General features: G+C 71.2%; 13 protein-coding genes and 1 rRNA gene. 5 read left to right on the top strand and 9 right to left on the bottom strand.

Going from position 1 to position 12,799, the window contains the following annotated elements; all coding sequences use genetic code 11:
* The first annotated feature begins 1 nt into the window (after position 1).
* Positions 2–1,351 carry an FtsX-like permease family protein gene (locus ACGFSB_RS11180; protein WP_393397075.1) on the top strand — a complete coding sequence of 450 codons (1,350 nt, stop codon included), beginning with the start codon at positions 2–4 and terminating at the stop codon, positions 1,349–1,351.
* Positions 1,352–1,426: 75 nt separating this feature from the next.
* Here ACGFSB_RS11180 and ACGFSB_RS11175 read toward each other — a convergent pair whose 3' ends face one another.
* The 3 genes from ACGFSB_RS11175 to ACGFSB_RS11165 are packed head-to-tail and all read right to left on the bottom strand — an operon-like array spanning position 1,427 to position 3,481.
* A complete protein-coding gene (locus ACGFSB_RS11175) occupies positions 1,427–2,332 on the bottom strand; it encodes an NAD kinase (protein ID WP_393397074.1) in 906 nt (301 codons plus the stop codon).
* On the bottom strand, positions 2,329–3,144 hold the full coding sequence (locus ACGFSB_RS11170) for a TlyA family RNA methyltransferase (RefSeq protein ID WP_393397072.1): 816 nt from the start codon (positions 3,142–3,144) through the stop codon (positions 2,329–2,331). Before ACGFSB_RS11170 ends, ACGFSB_RS11175 begins: the two co-directional genes overlap by 4 nt.
* A 7-nt stretch (positions 3,145–3,151) precedes the next feature.
* Positions 3,152–3,481, bottom strand: a complete 330-nt coding sequence (locus tag ACGFSB_RS11165) for a hypothetical protein (RefSeq protein ID WP_393397070.1) — start codon at positions 3,479–3,481, stop codon at positions 3,152–3,154.
* Positions 3,482–3,523: 42 nt separating this feature from the next.
* Between ACGFSB_RS11165 and ACGFSB_RS11160 the strand changes: the two genes are divergently transcribed.
* Positions 3,524–3,871 carry an alkyl sulfatase C-terminal domain-containing protein gene (locus ACGFSB_RS11160; protein WP_393397068.1) on the top strand — a complete coding sequence of 116 codons (348 nt, stop codon included), beginning with the start codon at positions 3,524–3,526 and terminating at the stop codon, positions 3,869–3,871.
* On the opposite strand, the gene ACGFSB_RS11155 is transcribed toward ACGFSB_RS11160, so the two are convergent.
* From ACGFSB_RS11155 to ACGFSB_RS11145, 3 genes are read right to left on the bottom strand one after another with little or no spacing between them, the layout of a single operon-like run.
* A complete protein-coding gene (locus tag ACGFSB_RS11155) occupies positions 3,855–4,745 on the bottom strand; it encodes an ABC transporter ATP-binding protein (protein WP_393397066.1) in 891 nt (296 codons plus the stop codon). The two genes, ACGFSB_RS11160 and ACGFSB_RS11155, sit on opposite strands and share 17 nt — an antisense overlap.
* A 35-nt stretch (positions 4,746–4,780) precedes the next feature.
* Positions 4,781–5,809, bottom strand: a complete 1,029-nt coding sequence (locus ACGFSB_RS11150; RefSeq protein ID WP_393397064.1) for a FecCD family ABC transporter permease — start codon at positions 5,807–5,809, stop codon at positions 4,781–4,783.
* The gene (locus ACGFSB_RS11145; RefSeq protein WP_393397063.1) at positions 5,806–6,852 is read right to left on the bottom strand and encodes a FecCD family ABC transporter permease; all 1,047 of its coding nucleotides are present in this window, start codon (positions 6,850–6,852) and stop codon (positions 5,806–5,808) included. Before ACGFSB_RS11145 ends, ACGFSB_RS11150 begins: the two co-directional genes overlap by 4 nt.
* 151 nt (positions 6,853–7,003) lie before the next feature.
* Between ACGFSB_RS11145 and ACGFSB_RS11140 the strand changes: the two genes are divergently transcribed.
* Positions 7,004–7,837 (top strand): siderophore-interacting protein, encoded by an 834-nt coding sequence (locus ACGFSB_RS11140; protein WP_393397061.1) that lies wholly within the window; start codon positions 7,004–7,006, stop codon positions 7,835–7,837.
* Between the two features lie 193 nt (positions 7,838–8,030).
* On the opposite strand, the gene ACGFSB_RS11135 is transcribed toward ACGFSB_RS11140, so the two are convergent.
* Positions 8,031–9,059 carry an HAD hydrolase-like protein gene (locus ACGFSB_RS11135; RefSeq protein WP_393397059.1) on the bottom strand — a complete coding sequence of 343 codons (1,029 nt, stop codon included), beginning with the start codon at positions 9,057–9,059 and terminating at the stop codon, positions 8,031–8,033.
* Between the two features lie 72 nt (positions 9,060–9,131).
* On the opposite strand from ACGFSB_RS11135, the gene ACGFSB_RS11130 reads away from it, so the two are divergent.
* Positions 9,132–10,409 carry a DUF1015 family protein gene (locus tag ACGFSB_RS11130; protein WP_393397057.1) on the top strand — a complete coding sequence of 426 codons (1,278 nt, stop codon included), beginning with the start codon at positions 9,132–9,134 and terminating at the stop codon, positions 10,407–10,409.
* Positions 10,410–10,488: 79 nt separating this feature from the next.
* Here ACGFSB_RS11130 and ACGFSB_RS11125 read toward each other — a convergent pair whose 3' ends face one another.
* Positions 10,489–11,319: a hypothetical protein gene (locus ACGFSB_RS11125; protein ID WP_393398040.1), complete on the bottom strand. Its 831-nt coding sequence runs from the start codon at positions 11,317–11,319 to the stop codon at positions 10,489–10,491.
* Here ACGFSB_RS11125 and ACGFSB_RS11120 point away from each other — a divergent pair.
* Positions 11,290–12,585 (top strand): hypothetical protein, encoded by a 1,296-nt coding sequence (locus ACGFSB_RS11120; RefSeq protein WP_393398091.1) that lies wholly within the window; start codon positions 11,290–11,292, stop codon positions 12,583–12,585. The genes ACGFSB_RS11125 and ACGFSB_RS11120 overlap by 30 nt on opposite strands.
* A 119-nt stretch (positions 12,586–12,704) precedes the next feature.
* On the opposite strand, the gene rrf is transcribed toward ACGFSB_RS11120, so the two are convergent.
* Positions 12,705–12,799: ribosomal RNA gene (rrf, locus tag ACGFSB_RS11115) — 5S ribosomal RNA — on the bottom strand; the annotation flags it as partial.

Below are 12,799 nucleotides of genomic sequence, written 5' to 3'. Positions count from 1 at the left end.
TATGGGAACTGGACTGGCACGGGCGGCGCTGCGCGCGCATCGCCCGGCATTCGTGGGCACGGCGGTGGCCGCGCTCTTCGCGGCGACGGTGGTGAGCGCGTCGACGATGATGCTCGGCTCGACAGGCACCGACGGCCTCTCCGCGCGGGCCCGCGCACAGGTCACCGAGAGCGGCGTCGGCGACATGGCCGTCGTCCTCCTGATCGGTTCCATCTACATGTCGATATTCGTGGTCGCGTCGACGATGGGGACGGCCGTCACGCAACAACACCGCGAACTGGCGATGGTGCGCTCCATCGGCGCCAAGCCCCGCCAGGTCCGCCGCGCGGTCGCCGGTCAGGCCCTCGCCGCGTCGATCCCGGCGGCGCTCGCCGGGTTCGCCGTCGGCGGCGTCGTCGCCCGGTGGTGGCACGCGGGCATGATCGAGCACGGACTGCTCCCCGCCGAGGCCACGTTCCGCTTCAGCTGGGTCGCCCTGCCGGTGTGCCTCGGCGTGGCCGTGGTGACGACGACGCTCGCCGCCCTCCTCTCGGCACTGCGCTTCTCGCTGCTGCGCCCTGCCCTCGCCCTGAGCGAGGCCGCGACCGGGCGGCGAGGGCTCGGCCTGCTGCGGGCGCCGCTGGGGCTGATAGCGGTCGCGGGGGCGTGCGTCGTCTCGGTGCTCCTGTCGCGGCAGCCCGCGGACGAGGCGAGCGAGGGCGCCTTCCTCGTCCTGATCCTCTTCTGCGTCGGCGCGGGGCTGCTCGGCCCGCGCATCATCGGGCCCGCGGCCTGGCTGGTCTCCGCGCTGGTGGGCCGGTTCGGCAGCAGCGCGCGCCTGGCCATGCTCAACGTCCGCTCACAGCCCCGCCGCTTCTCCGCCGCGGTCGTGCCGCTCGTCCTGGTCGTGGGCTTCGGCCTCACCAAGATCGGCGTGCGCACCACGACACAGCACCACACGGGCTCCGCGGGCAGCGCGGGTGAGGTCTGGCTCGACTATGTGGGCACGGGTCTGTACGCGGGCTTCGCCGCGATCGCCGCGGCGAACACCCTCGCCATGATCTCCTTCGAGCGCCGCCGCGACGTCGCCCTGCTGCGCGTAGTGGGCAGCCAGCGCGCCCAGGTGCGGGCCATGGCGGCCTGGGAGGCCGTGGTCGTCGCGGGGACGGCGCTGCTGCTCGGCGCCGCGATAGCGCTGGGCACCCTGGCCCCGATCCTCAACCCGGCCTTCGGCTCACCCGTCCCCCACCTGCCGTGGGGCGTGCCGACAGGGATAGCGGCGGGCACCTTGCTGCTCACGCTGCTCGCGACAGGCCTCCCGGTGGCGAGTGTGATGCGGCGCCGAGCGATCACTGTGGTGCAGGCAGCGTGAGCGCCCCGGAGGGGCGCGAGGAACGGCGCGCTCAGCCACAACAAACCCGCAGCCGAATCCGCCCCGAGCACCACGCTAGTGCGGCGCCCCGCGCCACCCGGACACCGGCAGCGCGAACTTGGCCACGAGCCGGTCGGTGAAGGACGCATGGTGCAGCCGCGCAAGCCGCACCGGCACCCCACCCCTGCGCACCTCGACCCGCGCCCCCGGCGGCAGTTCCACGGTCCGCCGCCCATCGCACCACAGCACACCGTGCGGCGTATGCGGCTGGACCTCGACGGCGAGCACCGAGTCCGGCGAGGTCACCAGGGGCTTGGCGAACAGGGCGTGGGCGCTGATCGGCACCATGAGCAGCGCCTCCACCTCCGGCCACACCACGGGCCCGCCCGCGGAGAAGGCGTACGCGGTGGAGCCGGTCGGCGTCGCGCACACGATGCCGTCGCAGCCGAAGCCGGTGACCGGACGCCCGTCGATCTCCAGGACGACCTCGAGCATCCGCTCGGCCGACATCTTCTGCACGGCGGCTTCGTTGAGCGCCCAGTCGCGGTGCACGACATCGCCGTTGCTGTGCACGACGACGTCGATGGTCATCCGCTCCTCGACCTCGTACGCCTTCGTGACCACCCGGTCGACGACCTTGTCGAGGTCGTCGCGCTCGGCCTCGGCGAGGAAGCCGACGCGCCCCAGGTTCACGCCGAGCATGGGCACCCCGGAGGCGCGGGCGAACTCGGCGCCGCGCAGCAGCGTGCCGTCGCCGCCGAGCACGACGAGCAGCTCACAGCCGTCGAGGCACTGCGGCGTCGCCTCCTTCACCGTGCCCACCTCGGGCGGCAGCGGCAGATCGACCGCCTCCGCCTCGAGGACCCGTACGCCGATGCCGCTGCGCAGCAGCCCCTGGACGACGAGTTCGGCACTGCGGATGGCGGCAGGCCGTCCGGTGTGCGCGAGCAGAAAAACAGTACGAGCTCGGGTATCGGTCAACGGGGCCCCTCCGCCACGGCACGGTCAACGTCCGCCGGGTCGAGTTCGGGCGCCCCGGCACGCAGCCACAGAAAGTACTCGACATTTCCGGAAGGTCCGGGCAGCGGGCTCGCAGTCACGCCACGCACGCCGAGCCCGAGTCCCCACGCCTTCCCCGCCACTGTGCGCACGGCATCGGCCCGCAGTTCGGTGCTGCGCACCACACCGCCGCTGCCCAGGCGTTCCTTGCCGACCTCGAACTGTGGCTTGACCATCAGGACCAGGTCCGCGTCGGGCGCGGCGCACCGCACGAGGGCAGGCAGCACAAGGCCGAGCGGGATGAAGGAGAGATCGCCGACGATCAGGTCGACGGGCGTGCCGTCGATGGCGTCCAGCGTCAACTCCCGTACGTTCGTACGGTCCTTCACGGTGACCCGGTCGTCGCTCTGCAGCGACCAGGCGAGCTGTCCGTACCCGACGTCCACGGCGACGACGCCCGAGGCTCCCGCTCGCAGCAGCACATCGGTGAAGCCGCCGGTGGACGCGCCCGCGTCAAGCGCGCGCCGCCCCTCGACGACCAGGCCCTGCGGCATGAACGCGGCAAGCGCGCCCGCCAGCTTGTGGCCGCCGCGCGAGACGTAGTCGGGGTCGCTCTCGTCGGTCGCGACCACGATGGCGGCTGCGGTCTCCACCTGCGTCGCGGGCTTGGTCGCGGTGTTCTTGTCGACGGTCACCCGCCCCGCGGCGATCAGCTGGCTCGCGTGCTCGCGCGAGCGCGCCAGCTTGCGGCGGACCAGTTCGGCGTCGAGGCGGCGGCGTGCCACTCCTGCCACGTTCTGTTCAGCTCCTGTTGTACGAGGGTGAGTGCTGGTGCGAAGCCGACGGCGTCCCCATGGGTGAGGGCGCCGGCGGCCCGGGGTGCGCGTCGAGCGCGGTCAGCGCGTCGCGCAGTCCCCGGTGTACATCCTCGTACACCTCGATGTGGCCGTCAGTGGCGAGGTGGTCGGCGTCGGCGAGACGCGTGAGCAGGGCGTCCACCTCCGCGTCGCCGGTCGGGGCGCGCTCCACCCCGAGGGGCGCGGGCCCCACAGGGTCGTACGTCTCCGCCGCGGCCTCGGCGGCCTCGGGCTCCACCGGCTCGGGCTCGGGGCCCGGCAACGAGTCGCTCATGCTCAGACGCTACCTCGAAGGGCTGGGGTACCGTCGATCACGATGGCGACGATCGAAGAGTGCCGCGCGGCTCTCGACCAACTCTCGGACAATCTGGCGGGCGCCGAAGGCGGCGTACGCAGCGCCGCCGCGCTCAATCGTTCGCTCAGCTGCCGCATCACCGATCTTGATGTGACGTTCACGGGCCGCCTCGAGAACGGCCGGATCACGGTGCTCGACACGCACCCCGGCGCTCCTCGCGAGAAGGCCGAGATCCGCCTCGCCATGTCCGGCGACGACCTCGTGGCGATGGTGGACGGCGAGCTGAACTTCGCGAGGGCCTGGGCCTCCGGCCGGGTCAAGCTGGAGGCCGGCCTGCGCGATCTGCTCCGCCTCAGGTCGCTGCTTTAGCTCCGGCAGCCGTTCCAACCCCGGCGGCCGTCGCCTTCGTACGCCCCCGCCGTGCCGCGGGCACCACGAGCGGCGTCCCCGATTCCGGGTCCTCGATGATCTGGCAGTCCATCCCGAAGGTCTCCCGTACGAGCTTCGCCGTGACGATCTCGGACGGCGGGCCCTCGGCGACGACCTCGCCCTCGCGCAGGGCGATGAGGTGGGTGGCGTACCGGGCCGCGTGGTTGAGGTCGTGCAGGACGGCGACGAGCGTGCGGCCCTGCTCCTCGTGCAGCTCGGCGCACAGGTCGAGCACGTCGATCTGGTGCTGGATGTCGAGGAACGTGGTCGGCTCGTCGAGGAGCAGGAGCGGGGTCTGCTGGGCGAGCGCCATCGCGATCCAGACGCGCTGGCGCTGCCCGCCCGACAGTTCGTCGACATAGCGATCGGTCAGTTCGGCGACACCGGTCGACGCCATCGACTCGCCCACGATGCGTTCATCGTCGGCCGACCACTGGCGAAGGAGCCCCTGGTGCGGGTAGCGCCCCCGCGCCACCAGGTCGCCCACCGTGATCCCCTCGGGCGCGATGGACGACTGCGGGAGCAGGCCGAGCGTCCGGGCCACCTTCTTCGCCGACATCGACTGGATGACGTTCCCGTCGAGCAGGACACGGCCGGACGACGGCTTGAGCATCCGTGACAGAGCGCGCAGCAGCGTGGACTTGCCACAGGCGTTCGGCCCCACGATGACCGTGAAGGAGTTGTCGGGTATCTCGACGGACAACTTCTCAGCGATGACGCGCTGGTCGTAGCCGAGGGTCACGTTGTCCGCGATGAGCCGGTTCACAGCGGCACGCTCCTGCCTGTCGGTGCTCTCAGAGGTATTCGTGTTCATGGGCGTCTCTGGTGTCCTGGGCGTCCTGCGCGTCTTCATATCCGCCCCGCCTTGCGCTCGATGACGAGGAGCCACAGCAGGTAGATGCCGCCGAGCACGCCCGTGACCACGCCGACGGGCAGCTGATCGGCGCCGAACGCCCGCTGCGATGCCCAGTCCGCGACGACAAGGAGGGTGGCGCCCATGAACATCGCGGGCATCAGGTTCGGCCCCGGCGAGCGGGTGAGCCGCCTGGACAGCTGCGGCGCGGTGAGCGCGACGAAGCTGACGGGTCCCGCGGCGGCGGTGGCGGCCGCGGTGAGCAGCACGGCCGAGGCCATCAGCACGATACGGGTGCGCTCGACGGGCACGCCGAGCGCGTACCCGACGTCGTCGCCCATCTCCAGCATCCGCAGTGGACGCGCGTACGTCATGACGATCGGTACGAGGATCGCGCACAGGACGAGCAGCGGCCAGACCTGCTCCCAGTCCCGGCCGCTGAGGGAGCCGGTCATCCAGACAACGGCGCGCGCGGCGTCGACGAGGTCCGCCTTGGTGAGCAGATAGCCGTTGACGGCGGTGACGAAGGCGGAGACGCCGATGCCCACCAGGACGAACCGGAAGCCATGCACCCCCCGCTTCCAGGCGAGCACGTAGATCGCGAGCCCCGTCACCAGGCCGCCCACGAGCGCACCCCCCGCGACCTGCACCGCGCTGCCCTGGAAGAGGACGATCATGATGAGCGCGCCCGCTGTGGACCCCTGGCCGAGGCCGAGGATGTCCGGACTGCCCAGCGGATTGCGCGAGATGGACTGGAAGATCGCGCCGCCGAGCCCGAGCGCGGCGCCCACCAGGAGGCCGACGAGGACCCGCGGAAGGCGCAGGTCGTTGATGATGAACTCCTGCCCGGCGTCTCCGTTGCCGAGCAGGGTGCGGATGACGTCGGCGGTGGGGATGTAGAAGTCGCCGGTGCCGATCAGGACGACGCTCGCAGCGAGCGCGGCCACGATGAGCACGGCGACGACCACGGCCGTGCGGACGTCGAGACGGAAGCTGAGCCCGCCCCGGGTGCGTATCGCCTTCACAGCTGAGCCAGCCTCCGCCGTCGTACGAGAAAGATGAAGACCGGGGCGCCGATCAGCGCGGTGATGATGCCGACCTGCAATTCCGCGGGCCGCGCGACGATGCGCCCGATGACGTCCGCGCCGAGCAGCAGGACCGGCGAGAGGATCGCCGCGTACGGCAGGATCCAGCGCATGTCGGGCCCGGTGAAGGAGCGCACGACGTGCGGCACCATCAGGCCGACGAACATGATGGGCCCGCAGGCCGCGGTCGCGGCTCCGCAGAGCAGGGTCGCGGCTGCCATGGACAGGGCGCGGGTGCGGTTGAGATGGGCGCCGAGCGCGCGGGCGGTGTCGTCGCCCATGGCCATCGCGTTCAGCGGCCGGGCGAGGCCGAGTGCGAGCACGATGCCGATCACGAGGAAGGGCAGGACCTGGAGGATGGTCTCGTTCTTGGCCGACGCCAGGGAACCGACCGTCCAGAAGCGCATCTTGTTGAGCGCGGCGTTGTCCATGATCATCACGGCCTGCAGATAGCCGTAGAGCGCGGCGCTCAGCGCGGTTCCGGCGAGCGCGAGGCGCACCGGGGTCGCGTTGCGTGTGCCGCCGAGGGCGTAGACGGCGGCACCGACAACTGCCGCTCCGAAGAAGGCGAACCACACGTAGCCGCTCAGTGAGGTGACGCCGAAGAAGCTGATGGCGGTGACGACGGCGGCCGATGCGCCGAGGTTGATGCCGAGCAGTCCCGGATCGGCGAGCGGGTTGCGGGTCAGCGCTTGCAGGACGGCTCCGGCGAGGCCGAGGGCCACACCGACGAGCACTCCGAGCAGCGTCCGCGAGAGCCGCTCCGCGACGACGACATCGCCGTACGTCCCGGTGTCCTGGAAAAGACCGTGCCAGACCTGGTCGAGGGACATCGGTTTGGCACCGACCGCGATGCTCGCCACGACGACGAGCAGCAGCACACAGACCGAGACGAGGAGCCCGGCGCTGCGTATCGCGCGGCGGCGGTTGGGTGGCGCGGGGGCGGTGTCCGCGCTGGCTTCTGGGGGACTGTCAACCAACACCAGGTTAGGTTAGCCTACCCTCGCACTCGACTTCGACGAGAGAAGCACCACCTACGCATACCCGCCGCCCGATACCTCCCGCCTTGCCCCGCCATGGCATTTTCGGCGCGGCCGGGGCGCTCGGACTCGAGAAGCCGAAGAGGCTCACCTGATGACTGCATCCCCCTACCACTTCTTCGACGTCCAGGTCCTGCGCACCGAGTACGTCACCCCCGCCATGATCCGCGTGGCCCTCGGCGGCGAAGGCCTCGCGGAGATGGCCTCGGCCGGCCGCGACCAGCGCATCAAGATCTTCCTGCCGCATCCGGGGCAGGACGCCCCCGTCATGCCGGACACGACAGGCGGGGACGCGGCCAATTGGTACGCCGACTGGTGCGCCCTCGACCCCGAGGTGCGCGGCATCATGCGCACGTACACCACGCGTGAACTGCGCCGTGACCCCGACGAGTTGATCGTCGACTTCGCGGTGCACGGCCCGGCCCCGTCCCCCGCCGACGGCCCGGCCACCAGCTGGGCGCGGACTGCCCGCCCCGGCGACCGGATCGGCGTACTCGCCCCGATCGAGGAGGAGAACGGCGCGTACGACTTCAGGCCGCCGCAGGACACCGACTGGATCCTCCTGACCGCCGACGAGTCGGCGCTCCCGGCGGTGGCGGCCATCCTCGAAACGCTCCCGCCCGCCGTCCCGACCCGCGTCTGGATCGAGATCCACGACCCGGCGGACCGGCAGGAGTTGACCACCAAGGCAGACGCCGAGATCACCTGGCTCACGGAGGAGGGCGCGACGCCGTCGGCGGTCCGTGCCGCAGAGCTGCCGCCGGGCACTCCGTACGCCTGGGTCACGGGCGAGTCCGCCACAGTCAAGACGGTCCGCCGCCACCTGGTCACCGACCGCGGCATCGACCGCAAGCGCGTGTCGTTCTCGGGCTATTGGCGCAAGGGCACCACCACGGACGAACTGATCGACCGCGAGGAAACAGCCTGAAGCCGACACCATGCCCAAGGCCACCACCCGAAGGCCGCCACCCCTCAGTCGGTCATCCAAAGGGGTGTTACCCCACAGCCCGCCACCGCGAGGCCCGTCACCGCGCTTACCCCGTGGCCCCTCACCCCGCGCCCCGCACCGCGCTCACCCTGAGGCTCGCCACCCCCCCGGCCCATCCCCCCGGCGCAGGACCTCAAAGCCCCAGCCGCGACAACGCCTTCCCCCCGTCCAGCGCGGACGCCCCGTCCCCCGCATCCGTCCACGCCGCCGCGCACAGCGCCCGCAGCCCGTCCAGCACATCGCCATCCCCGTCGAGTACCAGCTCGGACCCTCGCGCCGAAGCGGTCCACCCGCCGCAGCCGAAGCCGCCGTCCGCCGAGGTCACTTCGGGCTGGCCTGTCAACATGCCGCGCAGATCCGCGTCCACGTACGTCGGCCGGTGCTCTGGCGGGGCCGCGAGGAGCTGGGCGCCGTCCGTGACCCCGGTCAGGACCAGCAGCGAGTCCACCTCGCCGTTGAACGCGCCCTCGATGTCCGTGTCGAGCCGGTCCCCCACGACCAACGGCCGCTCGGCGCCCGTCCGCAGGATCGTCTCGCGGTGCATCGGAGGCAACGGCTTGCCCGCCACCTGCGGCTCCGCGCCCGTCGCGATGCGGACGACCTCGACCGCCGCGCCATTGCCGGGCGCGATGCCCCGCGCACTCGGAATCGTCAGGTCGGTGTTGGACGCGAACCACGGCACCCCGCGCGCGATCGCGTAACAGGCCTCCGCGAACCGCCCCCACGCCATATCGGGCCCGCCGTACCCCTGCACGACCGCCACAGGATCGTCATCCGCGGACTCCACCGGCTCGAGCCCCCGCTCCCGCAGCGCGACCCGCAGCCCCTCCCCGCCGATCACGAGCACCCGCGCCCCCGCGGGGACTTGCTCACTCACCAGCCGCGCCGCGGCCTGCGCGGACGTGATGACGTCCGACGCCCCGGTCGGAATCCCCAGCTCCGTCAGATGCTCGGCCACCGCGTCCGGCGTACGCAGCGCGTTGTTCGTCACATACGCGAGATGCATCCCACCCGCGCTGGCCACCCCCAGCGAATCGGCGGCGTGCGCGATCGCATGACCTCCCGCATACACCACCCCGTCCAGGTCGAGCAGCGCCGTGTCATACGCCTCACTCAGCACATTCCGGCTGCCTTCGGGCCGTGTCCTGACGGTCTGGCTCATTACGCATCGCTCCTCGATCGATCCCACTCCCCCGATCATCGCTTATGCCACTGACACACATACGATGCAGCAATGAACACAGCGGGTCATACCGACGACCAAGGCCTCGATCTGATCCCGTTCCGAGGCGTGCGCTACGTCCCCGAACGGGTCGGCAGCCTTGCCGCCGTGACGTCCCCGCCGTACGACGTGGTCGTACGGCCCGACGGCCTGCTCCACCTGGAGTCCGCCGACCCGCACAACATCGTCCGCCTGATCCTCCCCCAGGCCACCACCCCGGCGGCCCGGAACGAACAGGCGGCACAGACCCTGCACGACTGGCTCTCCCAGGGCATCCTCGCGCCCGACCCGGAGCCCCGCCTCTACATCTACGAGCAGCGCGACGCCGACATCCTGCAGCGCGGCGTCATAGGCGCCCTGCGCCTCTCCGAGGCGGAGGAGGGCATCGTCCTCCCCCACGAAGGCGTCATGCCGCACGTCGTGGAGGACCGCGCGGGCCTGATGCAAGCGACGAGCGCCAACCTCGAGCCGCTGCTCCTGACGTACCGCTCCAACGGCGACGCCACAGGCGCGACATCCGTCATCGAACGCACCGTACTGAACAAGCCCCTCTTGTCGACGACCACGGAGGACGGCTTCAGCCACCGCCTGTGGGCGGTCTCCGACCCCGCCGACCTCGCCGAGATCCAGTCAGATCTCGCCCACCACCAGGCCCTGATCGCCGACGGACACCACCGCTGGGCGACCAACCTCCGGCTGCGCTCGGAGCACCCGTCCCCCAGCCCGTGGGACTTCGGCCTCGTCCTCCTGGTCGACACAGCGCGCTACCCGCTCCGGGTCCGCTCCATCCACCGCTACCTGCACCAGCTCCCGGTCACCGACGCCCTCGCCGCCCTCGCGGACTCCTTCCGCGTACGCACCGTCGAAGGCCCTCTGCCGCACGCCCTCGACGCCCTGGCCGACGCCGCTGCCGAGAGCAACGCCTTCCTCCTCGTGGGCGACGGCGCCTTCCACCTCGTCGACCGCCCTTCCCCGGACCTCCTCGCCCGTACGATCCCCGCCGACCCCCCAGAGGCCTGGCGCACCCTCGACGCGACGGTCCTCCACTCCACGCTCCTCGACCACATCTGGCAGATCCCGGACGCCCCGGAGCACATCGCGTACATCCACTCCACCGAGGCGACCGTGGAGAAGGCGGAACGCGACGGCGGTACGGCCGTCCTGATGCACCCGGTCCGCGAAGAAGTCGTACGCGAACTGGCCCAACAGGGGGTCACGATGCCCCGCAAGTCCACGTCCTTCGGCCCCAAGCCCGCATCGGGCCTGGTCCTGCGCAGCCTCGACTTCTGACTCCCGCGCATCGCGCACAAACGACAACGGGCGGGACCCCTGGTGGGGTCCCGCCCGTTGTCGGCGACTAGCTCAGCACTCAGACCTTGCCGTCCGCGTCATCTTCCTCATCGTCATCGTCATCGTCTTCGTCGTCCTCAGCGTCTTCGTCATCCTCTTGGACGACTGCGATGTCGCCGAGCGAGGACTCCGAGACCAGCGCCGTCACGTCGACGCCACCCTCTTCGTCGCCCTGAAGAGCGTCGACGAACTCGACACCGTCCAGCTCGGCAAGGCGGTCGGACGCGTCGGTGCTGCCGTCCTTGTCGGACTCGACGACCTTCGCGAACCACTCGCGCGACTCGTCCTCACGTCCCGCCGCCAGCAGCGCGTCGGCGTACGCGTACCGCAGTCGCGCGGTCCACGGCTGTACGGAGTTCGACCCGAGCTCAGGGCCCTGCAGCGTCACGATGGCGGCATCGATCTGCCCCAGGTCACGCCGCGCACCGGCGGCGACGAGCCGCATCTCGACCTGCCCCGGCTTGTCCAGCTTCTGCACCTCGGGCGCACCGGCCATGTCCAGCGCCTTCTCGGGCCGGCCGAGACCGCGCTCGCAGTCCGCCATCACGGGCCAGAGCTCGACAGTGCCGGTCATCCGCCGTGCCGCACGGAACTCGGCAAGCGCCTCGCTGTAATTCTGCGTCGCGTACGCGGCGAAGCCCGCCGCCTCTCGTACGGCAGCGACCCGCGAGGCGAGGCGCAGGGCGATCCGCGCGTAGGCGTACGCCTGCTCGGGGTCCTCGTCGATGAGGTTGGCGACCATCACCAGGTTCCTGGCGACGTCCTCGGCGAGACCCTTGGGAAGGCTCTGCAGCTCCTGCTTCACGTCCTTGTCGATCTCGTGCCCCGTGACGTCATCGGGGATCGGCAGCCGCTTGATGGGCTCGCGGTCACGCTCGTCACGCCCGCGGTAGCCACCACGGTCGCCATCGCGCCGGTCATCGCGCCCACGGCCACCGCCGCCGGGCCGCCCGCCACCACGGCTGTCCTCACGCCGCGGCCCACGGTCCTCACGACCACGGAAGCCACCGCCACCGCTGCCGCCGCCACGGTTGTCGTCACGGCGGAAGCCACCACGGTCACCACCGCGGTCGCCGCCCCGATCGGCACCGCGGTCATCCCTGCGGAACCCACCGCGCTCGCCACCGCGATCATCGCGACGGTCATCGCGCTGGAAAGCGGGACGGTCACCACCACGGGGCCGGTCATCGCGACGGTCATCACGCCGGTCGTCACGACGGAACCCGCCACGGTCACCACCGCGGTCGCCGCCCCGATCGGCACCGCGGTCATCCCTGCGGAACCCACCGCGCTCGCCACCGCGGTCATCCCGACGGTCATCGCGCTTGAACTGCGGACGGTCCCCGTCACGACGGAACCCGGGACGGTCGCCACCACCACGGTTGTCGTCACGGCGGAACCCACCGCGGTCACCGCCGCGGTCATCCCGACGGTCGTCGCGCTTGAACTGCGGACGGTCCCCGTCACGACGGTCGTCACGACGCGGGGCGCCAGAGGTCGAACGGTCATCACGACGGAACGGGAGACGGTCGCCGCCACCACGGTTGTCGTCACGGCGCGGCCCGCCGGAGGTCGAGCGATCGTCGCGACGGAACGGGGGACGCCCACCGCCCTCACGGTCATCACGCCCGCGGTACCCACCGCCACCACTGCTGCTACCGCTACCGCCGCCGCGGTTTTCATCACGACGGAAGCCACCGCGGTCACCGCCGCGGTCGTCGCGCTTGAACTGCGGACGGTCCCCGTCACGACGGAACCCGGGGCGGTCGCCACCACCACGGTTGTCGTCACGGCGCGGCCCGCCGGAGGTCGAACGGTCATCACGACGGAACCCGCCACGGTCGCCGCCGGCGCCACCACGGTTGTCGTCACGCCGGAAGCCACCGCGCTCGCCACCGCGGTCGTTGTCCCTGCGCGGCGCGCCCCGGTCACGGTCATCGCGGCGCGGCCCGCCAGAGGTGGGACGCTCGTCGCGACGGAACGGAGGACGCCCACCGCCGCTGCGGTCGTTGTCTCGACGCGGTGCGCCACCGCGGTATCCGCCCCGGTCGCCACCGTCCCGGCCGCGCTGCTCGCGCTCCGGTCGCTCGTCAGGAGAGTTGGTGGACATCGGTGACTCCTAGTCTTCGGTACCGCAGTCATTCTGACGCAGCCGGGTAGCCGGCGCGCTTCGACAAAACAAAAAGGACCCCTGGTCCCAGCGTGTGTGCTGGGACCAGGGGTCCTCTAAAGATTGTTCGGCGGCGTCCTACTCTCCCACAGGGTCCCCCCTGCAGTACCATCGGCGCTATGAGGCTTAGCTTCCGGGTTCGGAATGTAACCGGGCGTTT

It is taken from the genome of Streptomyces sp. NPDC048441 (assembly GCF_043200235.1).
In the GTDB taxonomy this organism is placed as follows: domain Bacteria; phylum Actinomycetota; class Actinomycetes; order Streptomycetales; family Streptomycetaceae; genus Streptomyces.
The sequence above is the reverse complement of the archived record's forward strand: the minus strand, read 5'-3'. Positions and strand labels throughout refer to the sequence as shown.

Coding starts and splice junctions, on each gene's coding strand:
- ACGFSB_RS11180 (WP_393397075.1), top strand. CDS start 2: ATGGGAACTGGACTGGCACGGGCGGCGCTGCGCGCGCATCGCCCGGCA.
- ACGFSB_RS11140 (WP_393397061.1), top strand. CDS start 7,004: ATGACTGCATCCCCCTACCACTTCTTCGACGTCCAGGTCCTGCGCACC.
- ACGFSB_RS11155 (WP_393397066.1), bottom strand. CDS start 4,745: ATGAACACGAATACCTCTGAGAGCACCGACAGGCAGGAGCGTGCCGCT.
- ACGFSB_RS11165 (WP_393397070.1), bottom strand. CDS start 3,481: ATGAGCGACTCGTTGCCGGGCCCCGAGCCCGAGCCGGTGGAGCCCGAG.
- ACGFSB_RS11160 (WP_393397068.1), top strand. CDS start 3,524: ATGGCGACGATCGAAGAGTGCCGCGCGGCTCTCGACCAACTCTCGGAC.
- ACGFSB_RS11135 (WP_393397059.1), bottom strand. CDS start 9,059: ATGAGCCAGACCGTCAGGACACGGCCCGAAGGCAGCCGGAATGTGCTG.
- ACGFSB_RS11130 (WP_393397057.1), top strand. CDS start 9,132: ATGAACACAGCGGGTCATACCGACGACCAAGGCCTCGATCTGATCCCG.